Source organism: Caballeronia sp. INML1 (assembly GCF_023631085.1).
GTDB classification, from domain to species: Bacteria; Pseudomonadota; Gammaproteobacteria; order Burkholderiales; family Burkholderiaceae; genus Caballeronia; species Caballeronia turbans.
Genome location: NZ_JALQDT010000052.1, coordinates 15,543 through 28,791 on the forward strand (window position 1 = coordinate 15,543; position 13,249 = coordinate 28,791).

The window sequence follows — 13,249 nt, forward strand, 5'->3', positions numbered from 1 at the left end:
ATGCCTCAGTCCTGATTACCTGTCAGAGCCGCGTTGAAGCCCACTTCCTTCGTGTCTTCCGAGTAGATGTCCGCGAACCAGCCCGGCGGCACCTTGTCCGGCGGGAACGCCGTGCAGCCCGCCTTCAGCTCGTCGATGCTGCCGGTCTTGCACAGCTTCGACTCCGATGTCAGCACGAGCGGCAGCTTCAGCGTCACGCGCTGCGGAAAGTCGCCGCCATCCAGCTTCTTCACGGCCATCTTGAGCGCCATCGCGCCGGAGTACGGCGGCGCGCCGTAAGAGATCGAGCGATAGCCGATGGAGCGATAGCCGCCCTGCCCCTTCACTTCACCCGGCGGCAGCATCTGCACGCGATGCCCGTTCGACGATTCGCCCGCGCACGGCTTGATCTTGTCGTCGGCGATGCCCGCCTCGAGCTGCATCGACGCGGCCGTGAAGCAGCCCACCTGCATCCACAGGCCGTCGATCTTGTCCCAGCTATTCGTCGCGAGAATCTTCGAGAGCTCGGTCTTCGCGGTCGCCTGGCTCCACATGCCCGTGCCTTCCGCGACGATCTTCATGCCCGGGAACTTCGCGAACACGGCCTTCGCCGCTTCGGTGCGCGCACGGTCCACGGACGTGCCCGGCACCCCCGTGATCATCACGACGTTGCCCTTGCCGTTGAGCGTCTTGGCGAGCCATTCGGCGGTGACGGTGCCGGCCTGATGCTGATCGATCGTGACGTTGTGCGCGCACGGCTCGGTCACTTCGCCGTCATACGCCGCGACGACGACCCCCTTCGAGCACGCATTCTTGATCGCCCGATTGAGCGCGGTCGGCGAGATGGGATAGATGACGATCGCCTTCGCGCCGGCCTGCACCATCGAATTGATCTGCTGGATCTGCTTCTGCGCGTCGGTGCCCGCGACCTGCACTTCGAGATCGACCTTGTCCTTGAGCGCGGGCGTGTTGGCCATCGCCTTCACCATATTCGCGGCTTCCGTCTGCCAGTCGTTGCCGACATAGCTCATCGACAAGAAGATCTTGTACTTGCCGGCCGCGTGCGCCTGGCCCGAGACGGCGAGCGCCGCCGCGAACGCGAGGCCGAGCGCGGCCCGTCCCGCATGACGAATCGACTGCGTCAATGCTTTCATGTCTTCCTCCGGTCTTCGTATGGTTATGAAGCGGGCGCTTCTAGGTTCGGACGTGCGGCAGGCGAGCGCTCGCAGGCAAGGCGATGCCCGCGCTGCCGGGAACGACGTTCGGATCGTGTCCGGGTATGACGAAATCGGCGATCTGGCGAATGCGCGAAAGCGAGCCGATTTCCGCGAGCGTTTCATGCACGATGCCCACCGGCACGAGATCGACGATGTTCTCCATGCAGTTCGCGCAATCGCCCGCGATCAGCACGACGCCTTCTTCCGTATCGACCGCGACGGACTGATGCCCCGGCGTATGGCCCGGCGTCGGCACGACGCGCACGCCGGGCACGATATCGGTCACGCCGTTCACGAACTGCCAGCGAAAATACGCGAGCGGCTCGCGGCCGATCAGGAACTCCTGGTAATACGTGGCCTGCGTCGGCAGCGGATGGCCCGCGTATTCCCACTCGGCCGCCTGCACGATGAAACGTGCATTCTTGAAGAGCGTGTTGCCGCCCGAATGGTCGTAATGCAGATGCGTGTTGATGACGATATCGACGTCATCCGCGCTCCAGCCGACGTATTCCTTCAACGCGCGCTCGAGCTTTTCTTCCGGCGCCTGATCGCACGGGCACACGAAGTTCGAGACCCAGCCCGGATCATGAATGCCGGTATCGACGACGATCTTCTTCTGCGCGCCGACGATCGCCGTCGACCACACCGGCACCTTCATCTGCTGGCCGAAGTAGCGGCCATACACCTGCGACGAGCGATCGACGGTGAGCCAGCCCGTCGGCATCGCGACTACTTTCAGCTTCGCGTTCACGATGCCCTCCGTCGTCAGAAATTGGTGTCGCTCGCGCCCTTGAGCGCGAGCATCTCGCGCGCTTCGGCGGGCGTCGCGATATCGAGCGACAGGCCTTCGATCACCTGGCGGATCTTGCGCACCTGCGCCGCGCTCGATTCGGCGAGCTTGCCCGGCTCGATCCACAGCGAGTCTTCGAGGCCGACGCGCACGTTCGATCCCTGCGCGACGCCGATCGAACCGAGCGGAATCTGGTTGCGACCCGCGCCGAGAATCGACCACACGTAGTCCTTGCCGAAGAGCCGATCCGCGGTGCGCTTCATGTGCGCGAGATCTTCGGGATGCGGCCCGATGCCGCCGAGCAGGCCGAACACGCTCTGCACGAAAAACGGCGGCTTCGCGAGCCCGCGATCGACGAAGTGCGCGAGGTTGTACAGATGCGAGATGTCGTAGCACTCGTACTCGAAACGCGTGCCGTTCGCGCTGCACGACGTGAGGATGTATTCGATATCCGCGAAGGTGTTCTTGAACACGAGATCGCGGCTGTTCTCCAAATGCTTGCGCTCCCACTCGTACTTGAGATCCTTGAAGCGCTCCAGCATCGGATAGAGGCCGAAGTTCATCGAGCCCATGTTGAGCGACGCGACTTCCGGTTTGAAGTGATGCGCCGGCTTCAATCTCTCCGCGACGGTCATGTGCGGACTGCCGCCCGTCGTGATGTTGATGACGGCATCGGTATTCGCCTTGATGCGCGGCAGGAACTCCTGAAACACGGCGGGATCCTGCGTCGGATGGCCGTCGTTCGGATCGCGTGCGTGAAGATGCAGAATCGCCGCGCCTTCCTGTGCGGCTGCGAGCGCTGCATCACCGATCTGTTGCGGCGTCAGCGGAAGATACGGCGACATCGAAGGCGTATGGATCGCGCCGGTCGGCGCGCATGTGATGATGACCTTGCGTTTCGTTGCCATGTGATCCTCGTTGTTTTACAGGACTTCCACGTTGCCGCACACCGAGATCGCCTGTCCCGAGATGCCGCTGCCCGCGGGCGAGCACAGAAAGAGCGCGGTGGCCGCGACTTCCTCGGGCGTGGTCATGCGGCGCAGCGAGATCTTCTCGACATATTGCTTCTCCATCTCTTCATACGGCAGGTTCAGTTGCTTCGCGCGTGCGGCGATCACGCGCTCGATGCGCGGTCCTTTCACGATGCCCGGCTGTATCGCATTGACGCGGATATTGGACGGCCCCAGTTCGATCGCAAGACTCTTGGTCATGCCGACGACCGCCCACTTCGTCGCGGCATAAGGCGTGCGGAATGCATAGCCGAGCCGGCCCGCCACCGATGACAACGCGATGATCGTCCCGCCGCCGTGCGCGTCGCGCAGCAGCGGCACTGCGCGGCGGGCGAAGTAGAACTGCGCGTTCAGATTGACATCGACGGTTTGCTCCCACTCCTTCACGTCGAGTTCGTCGATGCCGCCCGTCGGCCCCGCGATGCCCGCGTTGTTCACGAGCACATCGAGTCCGCCGAGTTCGCTCTGCACATCGGCGAACACGCGCTCGACCGCATCCTTGTCCGATACGTCCGCGAGCGTCGACGTGATCGCGTTGCACTCCGCGCTCGCTTCGGCTTTCGTCAGTGCATCGATCGCCTCGGGACTCGCATCGCAGACGTGCACGCGCGCGCCTGCATCGATGAACGCGCGCGCGATCACGAGCCCGATGCCCGATGCGCCGCCCGTGATGAGTACGCGCAGGCCCGCCTGCGGTTTCAGCATCTGAAGAACCGTCATGCATGTCTCCTTTTTTGTTGTCGTTGCGGTACAGCTCAGGCGCTCGCTTCCTTCGACATGTCGCCGCTTTGCAGGCGCTCCTGCAAGTCGGCGGCGGCATCGCCGATGTCTTCTTCGATGCCCGCGCGCGCGCCTTCGCCGTCGCCTCGCCAGAGGGCCTCGACGATATGGCGATGCGCGGCCATCGAACGGCGCATATGGGGAATGTCGGGTGCGACGAGATTCAGGAACGGGCCGATACGCATCCAGAGGTTCTGGATCGTCGCGAGCGTGAGGTCGCTCGCGCCGTGCGCGTAGATGGCGATGTGGAACTCGAAATTGCTGCGCAGATAAGCGGGCACGTCGCCCGCTTCCACATGGGCGTCCATCGTGTCGAAAATCGCCTGCAATGCTTCGAGATGGGCGCGCGTCATGCGCGACGCCGCGCGCTTCGCGACCGCGCCCTCGAGCGCGATGCGCACGTCGCGCAGTTCGTCGAGCAACTCGAGCGTCATCGGCGGGACCATCAGCGCGCGGCCGGGGCCGTCGATCAATGCGCCTTCCGCCTGCAGACGCGTGAGCGCGGCGCGCACCGGCATCGTCGAAGAGCCGACTGCTTCCGCGACGCTGCGCAGGCTCAGCAACTGTCCGGGCGCGAAGCGGCCCGTCATGATCGCTTGCCTCAGTTGCGCATAGACGCGGCCGGCCATCGTTTCGCGTGCAACCAATTCGAGCGCGGGTAAGTCCGTCGTCGAGCGTGTCGCCACAATCTGCCTCCGTACTTTCGTTCGGCTGCTGCAATGTCTGCGTATCGTGTGACCTGTGATCACACATCGAGTGACTAAAGTTTCGGACGTGCGCCCGCCCGAGTCAACCTCGAATTGCTAGGTGAAAACGCCGACTCCGGGTATGCGCGCCGCGTCGTAACGCATCAGTCAAAGTAGCCGGTCGAGCACGGTTCCCCGGCCGGTGAGACGAAGCATCGGCCAGCGTGGCACCACGGCCAGACGTTCAAGGACGATACGGTGAACGATGGATGTATTTTGTCCATAGTCCATGACATTGGCGACGACGAGTCTGTCGACCGCTCGCACGGCCGCGAGGAAGCCGATGCTCGATGCCGTGAGATCTGGCCCCGAACTCGCGAAACCCTGATTACGCGAACTTCCCGGAGACCGCCCGCTGAATCTCCGCGAACGCGACCGGCTTCACGAGATGATGATCGAAGCCCGCTTCCTTCGAGCGCTGGCGATCATGCGCCTGCCCGTATCCCGTCACCGCGATCAGCAAGGCGTCGGCGGTTGCGGGGCGCGCGCGCATTTCGCCCGCGAGGCTATAGCCGTCCATCCCCGGCAAGCCGATGTCGAGCAGCACGATTTGCGGCGCGAAGACATCGGAGAGCGCGAGCGCTTCAGCCGCGTCGTGCGCCATGCGCACGTCGAAGCCGTCCGCTTCGAGCAGCAGCGCCATCGCGGTGGCCGCGTCCACGCTGTCGTCGACGACCAGCACGCGCTTGCCGGCCGCCACGCCCACCGGCGCTTCTCCCGCGCCCTGCGCGGCCACCTGGGCATCCAGCGCGAGCGGCAGCCGCACGACGAACTCGCTGCCCGTCTGCGGTCCCGCCGAGAATGCCTCGACGCGCCCGCCCTGCAGCTCGACGAGCGTCTTCGCCAATGGCAGGCCGATGCCGAGCCCGCCCTCCGATCGTTCCAGCGACGTCTCCGACTGCACGAACAGATCGAAGATATGCGGCAGCATGTCGGGCGCGATGCCGATGCCCTTGTCGCGCACGACGATGCGCACTTCGTCGCCGAACTGTTCGGCCTCGATCGCGATCTCGCCCTCTTCGAGGCTGTACTTCGACGCATTCGAAAGCAGATTGCCGAACACCTGCGCAAGCCGCACGATATCGCCGACGATGTAAAGCGGCGCATCCGGCAGCTTCACCGTCAACGTATGGCGCTTTCGTTCGAGCGCGGGCTGCACGGTCTCGATGGCCGCGGCGATCGCCGCCGCGAGATCGACCGTTTCCTGACGCAGCGTGATCTTGCCTTGCGTGATGCGCGCGACATCGAGCAGATCGTCGACAAGATGACTCAGATGCCGCACCTGCCTGTCGATGATCGCGCGCACCGTCGCGAAGTGCTGCACGGAAGGCTCGCGGTCGGGGTCGAGCAAATCCACGGCGTTGCGGATGGGCGCGAGCGGATTGCGCAACTCGTGCGCGAGCATCGCGAGAAACTCGTCCTTGCGACGGTCCGCTTCGCGCAACAGCAGTTCGGCGGCCTTGCGCTCGGAGATATCGTTGACGATGCCCGCGATGCGATACGGCCGCGCCGGATGCCCCGCCGCGCCGCGCACCGGAAACGCGCGCTCCGCCACCCAGCGCGGCCCGCCGCTCGCCCGCACGATGCGATATTCGACCTGATACGGCGTGCCGTTCGCGAGCAGTTGCCGATACGCATCGGCGACATGATGACGATCGAGCGGAAGGATATCGCCGGACCAGTGATCCGGTCCCGGCACGGGCGCGGGCGCGCCGTCGCCCGGATCGAAGAGATGCGCGTAGGCGGGGCTGACGTAAAGCAGTTCGCCGGATGCGGGATCGAGCATCCAGAACACGTCGTCGATATTTTCGGCAAGCTGGCGAAAGCGCTCTTCGCTCTCGCGCAACGCGTTTTCCGCGAGCCGCACGCGCAACAAGGCACGCACATGCGCGATCAGCTCGGCGGGTTCCACGGGTTCGGTCAGATAGCTGTCCGCGCCGCCTTCGAGACCGCGAATGCGATCGAGGCTATGCACCGCCGCCGCCGATGTCTGCAGCACGAGCGCGCTCGCGGTTTCCGGCGACGCCTTGATCTGCCGGCACACTTCGAGCCCGTTGATGTCGGGCAGCTTCACGTCGAGCAGCACGAGATCGGGCGCGTCCACGCGCACGCGTTCGAGCGCGGCGGTGCCCGTCGCCGCTTCGATCACATTGAAGCCCGCGCGCGACAGGATGCGCGTTTTCGCATAGCGCGCGCCGTCGTTGTCGTCGACGTTGAGGATCAGCACCTCGTTCCAGTCGCTTCTCATGATGGCCCCTTGCCCGTCACCGCGTCGAGCGCACCCGGCAGCGCGCCGCCGCCGACCGGCTTGCCGATGAACGCGGCCGCGCCGAGCGCCTGCGCTTCATTGCGATCCTCGACATCGCCGAGCACGACGATCGGAATGCTGCGCGTCGCGGCCTGCGCCCGCAGCGCGGCGAGCCAGATCCATGCTTCCGAAGGCGCGGGGCGCACCGCGAGCAGGAGCGCGACGGGCTGCGTGCGCGCGAGCACGCGGCCGGCTTCGTCGAGCGTCGCGGCGCTCATTGCACGATACGAAGAATCGCGCAGCGCGGCTTCGCAATCGAGCCGTTCGATCGGATTGCTCGCGACGATGAGCACGGCGGGCCGCGTATCGCCTGCCGCATGATGCGCCGCGTCGACGTCCGCGCCGTAATGCGCGGGAATCGTGGCACTGAAAGTCGAGCCGCGCCCGACTTCGCTCGTGAGCGAAACGTCGCCGCCGAGCAGCTTGCAGAGCTTGCGGCATAGCGGCAAGCCGAGTCCCGTGCCTTTCACGTATTGCTGAAGCCGGTTCTCGACTTGCCCGAACTCCTCGAACACCACTTGCTGATGTTCCGGCGCGATGCCGATGCCCGTATCGCTGACGGAAAACGTAATGAGCCGGCGCACATCGTCATAGTTCGCGGCGACGCGCACTTCGCCGCGCTCGGTGAACTTGAGCGCGTTCGACACGAAGTTGCGCAGCACTTGCGCGACCTTGGCTTCATCGGTGCGGATGGGCGGCAGGCCTTCACACGAATCGAAAATCAGCTCGACCGCGCCGCCCGGCGACAGCGGCCGCAACATGCCGCGCAGCGCCGAAAACAAGGTATCGACTTCGAACTGGGCCGGGCGCACTTCGATCTTGCCCGCCTCGATCTTCGCGAGATCGAGCAGGTCGTCGACCGTCTCCGACAGATCCTCGGCCGCCTTGCGGATGAAGCGCACCTGCTTCTCCTGCTCTTCCGTCAGATCGCCGTCGATACGATCGAGCAAGAGCTTCGACAACGCACGGATCGACGAGAGCGGCGTGCGGAACTCGTGGCTCATGTTCGACAGGAAGCGCGACTTCGATTCATCCGCGCGACGCAGATGATCGGCGCGCGCATCGAGTTCCGCATAGAGCGCGACGACGCCGCGATTGGTGTCTTCGAGCTCGCGCGTGAGACGCGTCAATTCTTCCTGACGCTCGCGCAGATCGGCCAACGCGGCGATCAGCTCGCGATTCTGGCGCTGCAATTCCGCCGCCGTGTCCTCGCGCGGCTGACGCGAAAGCGCGTCGCCGACCGCCTGCAGGTCGCACGGCACGCCATCGGGCAGCGCCTTCGCGAGCGAGATCGACGTGACGCCGTCCGCTTCATCGGCGATCGCGCATTGATCCATCAGACGCTGGGCCGCGAGCAGGCCGAGCGCGGCTTGCGCGTCGTCGTTGCGCATCGCGCGCAAACGCTCGCCTGCGCCCGCGGCCGCCAGAAAACGCACGACGAAGCGTCGCGGACGCGTGGCGGCTTCGACGAGGAATTCGGCGCGCGCCGGCTGCCCCGCAGTCAGCACCGTGCGCGCCGCTTCGAGGACGGAGGTCGAAATGCGCGTCTGATCCTGCGGCGAGAAACCGAGCGCCGCGCTCGCATCGCGCGCCTTCACGCGGGCCGCGACCATGTCGCGCTCGTTTTCGATATGCATCGCGTAGAGCGGCTGCGTCATCATGCGCCTCCGGTCACGCGGGCGACGAACACGGTGACATCGTCGCGGCCGCGCGAGAAGTCGCGGTACAGCACCGCCGCGACGAGCGCCGGATGCCGCATCGCGAGACCCGGATAGCGCGCGAGATCCCAGCGCGACGCGAGCCCGTCCGAATGCAGCACGACGAGCGCGTTCGGCGGGTACGGCACGTCGAACACCTGCGCGCGCCGCGCCGCATGCCCGACGATGCCGCTGTGCGACACGAGATGCCTGTGCGAGCTTTCCGCCCACACGCTCGCCGAAATATTGCCGATGCCCGCGAATGAAACCGGCGTGCCCGCCATGGACGCGAACGCCGGCATGCGCGCGATGCCGACCGCGGCGCCGCGCGTCGGGCGCAGGGCGTCGTTGGCGGCTTCCATGATGCGCTCGAGCGGCAGATCGCCATGTGCGGCCAGCGCCTTCGCCGCCTCGACCGCCGCGACATTCGCGAGCGGACCGTGACCGAGGCCATCGGCGACGAGCACGGTGAATTCGCCGTGATTCGCGCAGCATGCCCATGCATCGCCGCAAACGGTTTCCGTGTGCAGCGGCAGATTCACGACGCCATAGGTCAGTTGCGTGTCAGGCGCGTGCGCCGCGCCCGCCGCGTTCCAGAACACGACGCGCAGCACGGTGCCGCGTCCCGGCGCGCTCCAGATATCGAGCGCGTGGGACAGGCGCTCGATCGCGCCCATGCCGTTGCCGGCGCTGCCCGCGGTCGTGTAGCCGTCCTCGAAACAGCGATGCAGGTCGTAAATGCCCGGCCCGCTATCGATGCACACCACTTCGATGCCGTAACGCTGAACGCCGCCCTCGCCTGCATCGACGAGCGGCCGCACGAGCAACTCGCCGCGCTGTGCGTGCTTCAGCAGATTCGTGCCGCATTCGGTGACGACGATCGCGAGCGCGCCCGCGGCGGTCTCGTTGAAACCGAGCCCGCGCGCGAGTTCGCCGATCGAGCGCCGCGCATAGGCGATCTGACTCGCCTCCGCGATTTCGAAGCGCTGCTGCGCGGCCATCGATTCCTTCAGAACGGTTTCCATTTCGTGATCGAGACCTGCGTACCAACGCCAGGCGCCGAACGAATGTCGAATTCGTCGCACAGACGTTTCGCGCCGCCAAGGCCGAGGCCGAGGCCGCTGCCCGATGTGAAGCCGTCGGACAGCGCGCGCTGGATATCCGGAATGCCCGGGCCATTGTCGACGAATTCGAGTCTAAGGCCGCGGCGGCCGTTGCGCTCGACGAGATAGCAGTGCACGTCGCCGCCGCCGCCGTAGATGAGCGTGTTGCGTGCCAGTTCGCTCGCCGCCGTCACGAACTTGGTCTGATCGATGAGCGAGAGGCCCTGTGCGACGGCGCGCTCGCGCACGAACTGGCGCAGCCGCACGATCTGTTCGTCGGAGCGGATCGGCAGCGTGTCGGGCGGCGTGCTGGACGTCGGTGCGGCTGTGGAGTTGAAGGTCGTCATGGCGTCGTTCGCATGCGGCCGTCAGACCGTGCCGTTCGTCGCGAGGAGCGCCATGCCCTTCTCCACGTTGAGCGCGGTGCGCACGCCCGAGAGCGTGAGCCCGAGTTCGACCAGCGTGATCGCCACCGACGGCTGCATGCCGACGACGACCGTCTCCGCGTCGAGCACGCGCGCCATCGCGGCCGTATTGCCGATCATGCGTCCGATGAACGAATCGACCACATCGAGAGAAGAAATGTCGATCAGCACGCCGCGCGCGCCGTCCTTCACGATGCGGCTCGTCAGGTCGTCCTGCAGCGCGAGCGCGAGCCGGTCGTGCATGTCGACCTGAATGGTGACGAGCAGCAGCTTGCCCATCCTGAGAATCGGAATGCGTTCCATTGCTTGAGGGCCCCGTTCAGTCGCGTTGCGTTCGATGCGTGCTTCGAATGGCGAGATGCGGCGTCATTCCGGTTGCAGCGAATCGAAGCCGTCGCTCGAACGGCCTGCGCGCAATGCGTCCTGCGCGGACCCTGCCGTCACCGACTTGCCGGTGCGCTGCAGCGCGATGACGAAGGCCGCCGCGAGCGTCGCCTTGGTCGTGACGTTCGACAGGTTGACGCCGAGGTGCACGATGGTCTGCGCGATTTGCGGACGAATGCCGCTGATGATGCAGTCCGCGCCCATCAGACGCGCCGCCGCGACGGTCTTGAGCAAGTGCTGGGCGACGAGCGTATCGACGGTCGGCACGCCGGTGATGTCGATGATCGCGATCGCGGCGCCCGTCTCGACGATCTTCTGCAGCAGGTTCTCCATCACGACCTGCGTGCGCGCGGAATCGAGCGTGCCGATGAGCGGCAGCGCGAGAATGCCCTCCCACAACTGCACGACGGGCGTCGACAGTTCGAGCAGTTCCTGCTGCTGGCGCACGATGACCTGCTCGCGGCTCGTCTGAAAGACTTCGGTCGTGAAGAGGCCGAGGTCGTCGAAGAGCGTGCTGACCGTCAAGGTGAGATCGGCGAGCGTCGCGGCATCGTTGCCGAGCGCCTCGCGCAGACGCATGAAGAGCGGCTGCTTCAGCGAGAACACGAACATGGCGGTCTCGACCGGCGTGAAGCCCTGACGCGCGCGCTGCGTGGACATTTCCGCGAGAAACGCGCGCACATCCTGCCACGCGGGCGATTTGAAATCGACGCGCTCGGATGAGCCGAGCGCCGCCATCAGCAGCGAGACGAATTGCGCGAACTGATTGCGCAACTCCGCTTCACCGACGAGTCCGCGCCGCGAAGCGATGGCGTGCTGCTGCGCGAACCACTCCGCGAGCAGTTGTTCCTGATTGTTAGTGAACAATTGGGCAAGCCGCATTCCGCCGACCATTTCCATGCCGAGATCCTGTGCAAATGATGTTATCGGGCGCCAAGCCCCGGACGTTGGTTGTTGCGTCGCCGCTACGAGTATCGAAATAAACGCGACGCAAGGCGCTCGGAATGTAGCACGCCATCCCAAAAATCGACAGTCCGGGAAGTCTTGTAGCGCAAGGGATTCCGTGAATATGTCGTTGGCCGTCTGTCGCACGTCGGTGAATCGGCAATTGCTTCCGGTCTTTCGCTCGCGGGCACCGAAGTCCGGTCAAATATCCTGTGTCATGCGTGCGTGTACAGCCGCCCGCTGGCGCGCCGTGCGATGCCGTGTATAGCGGCGGGAATATTTTTTTGGGTATTGCCCGATGCAATACTCGGGCGATAGACAAGAACGTCATTCGACCCGCCGGAGCGCACATGGCCCAAACGATTCATCCCGTCGACGAAGTGCTGCCTATCGGTCAGATGCTCGCGGTCGGCATTCAGCACGTGCTCGTCATGTATGCGGGAGCGATCGCGGTGCCGCTCATCATCGGCGCGGCGTTGAAGCTGCCCAAGGATCAGGTCGCGTTTCTGATCAGCTCGGACCTCTTTGCGTGCGGGCTCGTCACGCTGGTGCAGTGCATCGGCGTATGGAAGTTCGGCATCCGCTTGCCGGTGATCATGGGCGTGAGCTTCGCCCCTGTCGGGCCGATGGTCGCGATGGCGTCATCCGGCGCCGGCCTGACGACGATCTTCGGCGCGACGATCGCGGCGGGTGTTTTCGCGATACTGATCGCGCCTTTCTTCGGCCGGCTGATGCGCTTCTTTCCGCCGCTCGTCACGGGCACGATCATTCTCACGATCGGCATGACGCTCTTTCCGGTGGCGATCAACTGGGCGGGCGGCGGGCGCGGCGCGGCGAATTTCGGCGAGCCGAGGAACCTGATGATCGCGGCGACCGTGCTGCTCGCGATTCTGCTCATCAACAAGTATCTGAAGGGCTTCATCGCGAATATTTCCGTGTTGCTCGGCATGGCGATCGGCTTTGTGATCGCGCTGCCGCTCGGCTTCGTCGACTTCGCGGGCGTGGGTCAGGCCGCGTGGTTCGCGCCGGTGCGACCGTTCGCGTTCGGCATGCCGACTTTCGATATCGCTGCCATTGCGTCGCTATGCCTCGTGATGGTCGTCATCATGGTGGAATCGCTCGGCATGTTTCTCGCGCTTGGTGATCTCACGATGCGGCCCGTTTCGCGCATCGATGCGACGCGCGGGTTGCGCACCGATGGTCTCGGCACGGTGATCGGCGGGATCTTCAATACGTTTGCGCATTCGTCGTTCTCGCAGAACATCGGGCTCGTGGGAATTACCGGTGTGAAAAGCCGGTGGGTCGTCGCGGTGTCGGGAGTGATTTTGATTTTGCTGGGGCTGTTGCCGAAGCTTTCCAATCTGATTGCTTCGATACCGGTTGTCGTGCTCGGCGGGGCGGGCATCGCCATGTTCGGGATGGTCGCGGCGACCGGCGTGAAGATCCTGAGCAAGGTCGATTTCGACAGCAAGAACAATTTGCTCATCATCGCGATCAGTTTGGGCGTGGGGGTGATTCCGCTTGCAGCGCCGACGTTTTTTGCCCATATGCCGGGGTGGGCAGGGCCCCTTACGCATAGCGGGATCACGCTCGCTGCCGTGTTTGCGATTCTGCTCAATGCGCTTCTTAATCGGGAGCGCGATTCGGAGGATATCGAGAGGGAGATCGCTGCGGAGATGCCTCTGAGCTTACGGGATGGGGATGTGAGGGAGTGAGGGTTGTTTGTTTGTCGCCGGATCCCGTTTTGTTTGTGGTTTATTAGCGTTGCCCCTATGCGGGGCGGCAGTCACTTTCTTTGCAGCAGCAAAGAAAGTGACCCCCGCCCCGGGGAGGGGCAGTGCTAATAGTCCGATACGAAATCAGGA

The 13,249-nt window shown here is 64.8% G+C and carries 12 protein-coding genes; 1 reads left to right on the plus strand and 11 read right to left on the minus strand.

The genetic code is table 11. The features are described 5' to 3' along the window. Window positions 1-5 precede the first annotated feature (5 nt). The 11 genes from NCR38_RS19575 to NCR38_RS19625 all read right to left on the minus strand — a co-directional run bounded on the left by NCR38_RS19575 (window position 6) and on the right by NCR38_RS19625 (window position 11,339). On the minus strand, window positions 6-1,133 hold the full coding sequence (locus NCR38_RS19575; RefSeq protein ID WP_061120774.1) for a sugar ABC transporter substrate-binding protein: 1,128 nt from the start codon (window positions 1,131-1,133) through the stop codon (window positions 6-8). 40 nt (window positions 1,134-1,173) lie between these two features. Then, complete coding sequence (locus NCR38_RS19580; RefSeq protein ID WP_061120773.1) at window positions 1,174-1,947, minus strand: N-acyl homoserine lactonase family protein; 774 nt, start codon at window positions 1,945-1,947, stop codon at window positions 1,174-1,176. A gap of 14 nt (window positions 1,948-1,961) precedes the next feature. Beyond that, window positions 1,962-2,894 (minus strand): 3-keto-5-aminohexanoate cleavage protein, encoded by a 933-nt coding sequence (locus NCR38_RS19585; RefSeq protein WP_061120772.1) that lies wholly within the window; start codon window positions 2,892-2,894, stop codon window positions 1,962-1,964. Window positions 2,895-2,909: 15 nt separating this feature from the next. Beyond that, window positions 2,910-3,716 carry an SDR family oxidoreductase gene (locus tag NCR38_RS19590; RefSeq protein WP_061120771.1) on the minus strand — a complete coding sequence of 269 codons (807 nt, stop codon included), beginning with the start codon at window positions 3,714-3,716 and terminating at the stop codon, window positions 2,910-2,912. A 35-nt stretch (window positions 3,717-3,751) separates the two neighbouring features. Continuing rightward, window positions 3,752-4,405, minus strand: coding sequence for a GntR family transcriptional regulator (locus NCR38_RS19595; RefSeq protein WP_061120791.1), 654 nt, complete (start codon window positions 4,403-4,405; stop codon window positions 3,752-3,754). Window positions 4,406-4,850: 445 nt separating this feature from the next. After that, window positions 4,851-6,770 carry a response regulator gene (locus NCR38_RS19600; protein WP_061120770.1) on the minus strand — a complete coding sequence of 640 codons (1,920 nt, stop codon included), beginning with the start codon at window positions 6,768-6,770 and terminating at the stop codon, window positions 4,851-4,853. Then, entirely contained in the window at window positions 6,767-8,491 is a 1,725-nt protein-coding gene (locus NCR38_RS19605) for an ATP-binding protein (RefSeq protein WP_250477503.1), read from the minus strand. Before NCR38_RS19605 ends, NCR38_RS19600 begins: the two co-directional genes overlap by 4 nt. Then, complete coding sequence (locus NCR38_RS19610; RefSeq protein ID WP_061120769.1) at window positions 8,488-9,552, minus strand: ATP-binding protein; 1,065 nt, start codon at window positions 9,550-9,552, stop codon at window positions 8,488-8,490. Before NCR38_RS19610 ends, NCR38_RS19605 begins: the two co-directional genes overlap by 4 nt. Further along, complete coding sequence (locus NCR38_RS19615) at window positions 9,537-9,977, minus strand: anti-sigma regulatory factor (protein ID WP_061120768.1); 441 nt, start codon at window positions 9,975-9,977, stop codon at window positions 9,537-9,539. Before NCR38_RS19615 ends, NCR38_RS19610 begins: the two co-directional genes overlap by 16 nt. Window positions 9,978-9,998: 21 nt before the next feature. Continuing rightward, window positions 9,999-10,358 (minus strand): STAS domain-containing protein, encoded by a 360-nt coding sequence (locus NCR38_RS19620; RefSeq protein WP_061120767.1) that lies wholly within the window; start codon window positions 10,356-10,358, stop codon window positions 9,999-10,001. Between the two features lie 63 nt (window positions 10,359-10,421). After that, entirely contained in the window at window positions 10,422-11,339 is a 918-nt protein-coding gene (locus tag NCR38_RS19625) for an STAS domain-containing protein (RefSeq protein WP_250477504.1), read from the minus strand. Window positions 11,340-11,734: 395 nt separating this feature from the next. Between NCR38_RS19625 and NCR38_RS19630 the strand changes: the two genes are divergently transcribed. Beyond that, entirely contained in the window at window positions 11,735-13,099 is a 1,365-nt protein-coding gene (locus NCR38_RS19630) for a nucleobase:cation symporter-2 family protein (RefSeq protein ID WP_061120765.1), read from the plus strand. Window positions 13,100-13,249: the final 150 nt, after the last annotated feature.

What these genes read in the sequence shown, in the direction of transcription:
- NCR38_RS19625 (WP_250477504.1), bottom strand. Translation starts at nt 11,339, where the DNA reads ATGGAAATGGTCGGCGGAATGCGGCTTGCCCAATTGTTCACTAACAAT.
- NCR38_RS19595 (WP_061120791.1), bottom strand. Translation starts at nt 4,405, where the DNA reads ATGGCCGGCCGCGTCTATGCGCAACTGAGGCAAGCGATCATGACGGGC.
- NCR38_RS19605 (WP_250477503.1), bottom strand. Translation starts at nt 8,491, where the DNA reads ATGATGACGCAGCCGCTCTACGCGATGCATATCGAAAACGAGCGCGAC.
- NCR38_RS19610 (WP_061120769.1), bottom strand. Translation starts at nt 9,552, where the DNA reads ATGGAAACCGTTCTGAAGGAATCGATGGCCGCGCAGCAGCGCTTCGAA.
- NCR38_RS19620 (WP_061120767.1), bottom strand. Translation starts at nt 10,358, where the DNA reads ATGGAACGCATTCCGATTCTCAGGATGGGCAAGCTGCTGCTCGTCACC.
- NCR38_RS19585 (WP_061120772.1), bottom strand. Translation starts at nt 2,894, where the DNA reads ATGGCAACGAAACGCAAGGTCATCATCACATGCGCGCCGACCGGCGCG.
- NCR38_RS19590 (WP_061120771.1), bottom strand. Translation starts at nt 3,716, where the DNA reads ATGACGGTTCTTCAGATGCTGAAACCGCAGGCGGGCCTGCGCGTACTC.
- NCR38_RS19615 (WP_061120768.1), bottom strand. Translation starts at nt 9,977, where the DNA reads ATGACGACCTTCAACTCCACAGCCGCACCGACGTCCAGCACGCCGCCC.
- NCR38_RS19630 (WP_061120765.1), top strand. Translation starts at nt 11,735, where the DNA reads ATGGCCCAAACGATTCATCCCGTCGACGAAGTGCTGCCTATCGGTCAG.
- NCR38_RS19600 (WP_061120770.1), bottom strand. Translation starts at nt 6,770, where the DNA reads ATGAGAAGCGACTGGAACGAGGTGCTGATCCTCAACGTCGACGACAAC.
- NCR38_RS19575 (WP_061120774.1), bottom strand. Translation starts at nt 1,133, where the DNA reads ATGAAAGCATTGACGCAGTCGATTCGTCATGCGGGACGGGCCGCGCTC.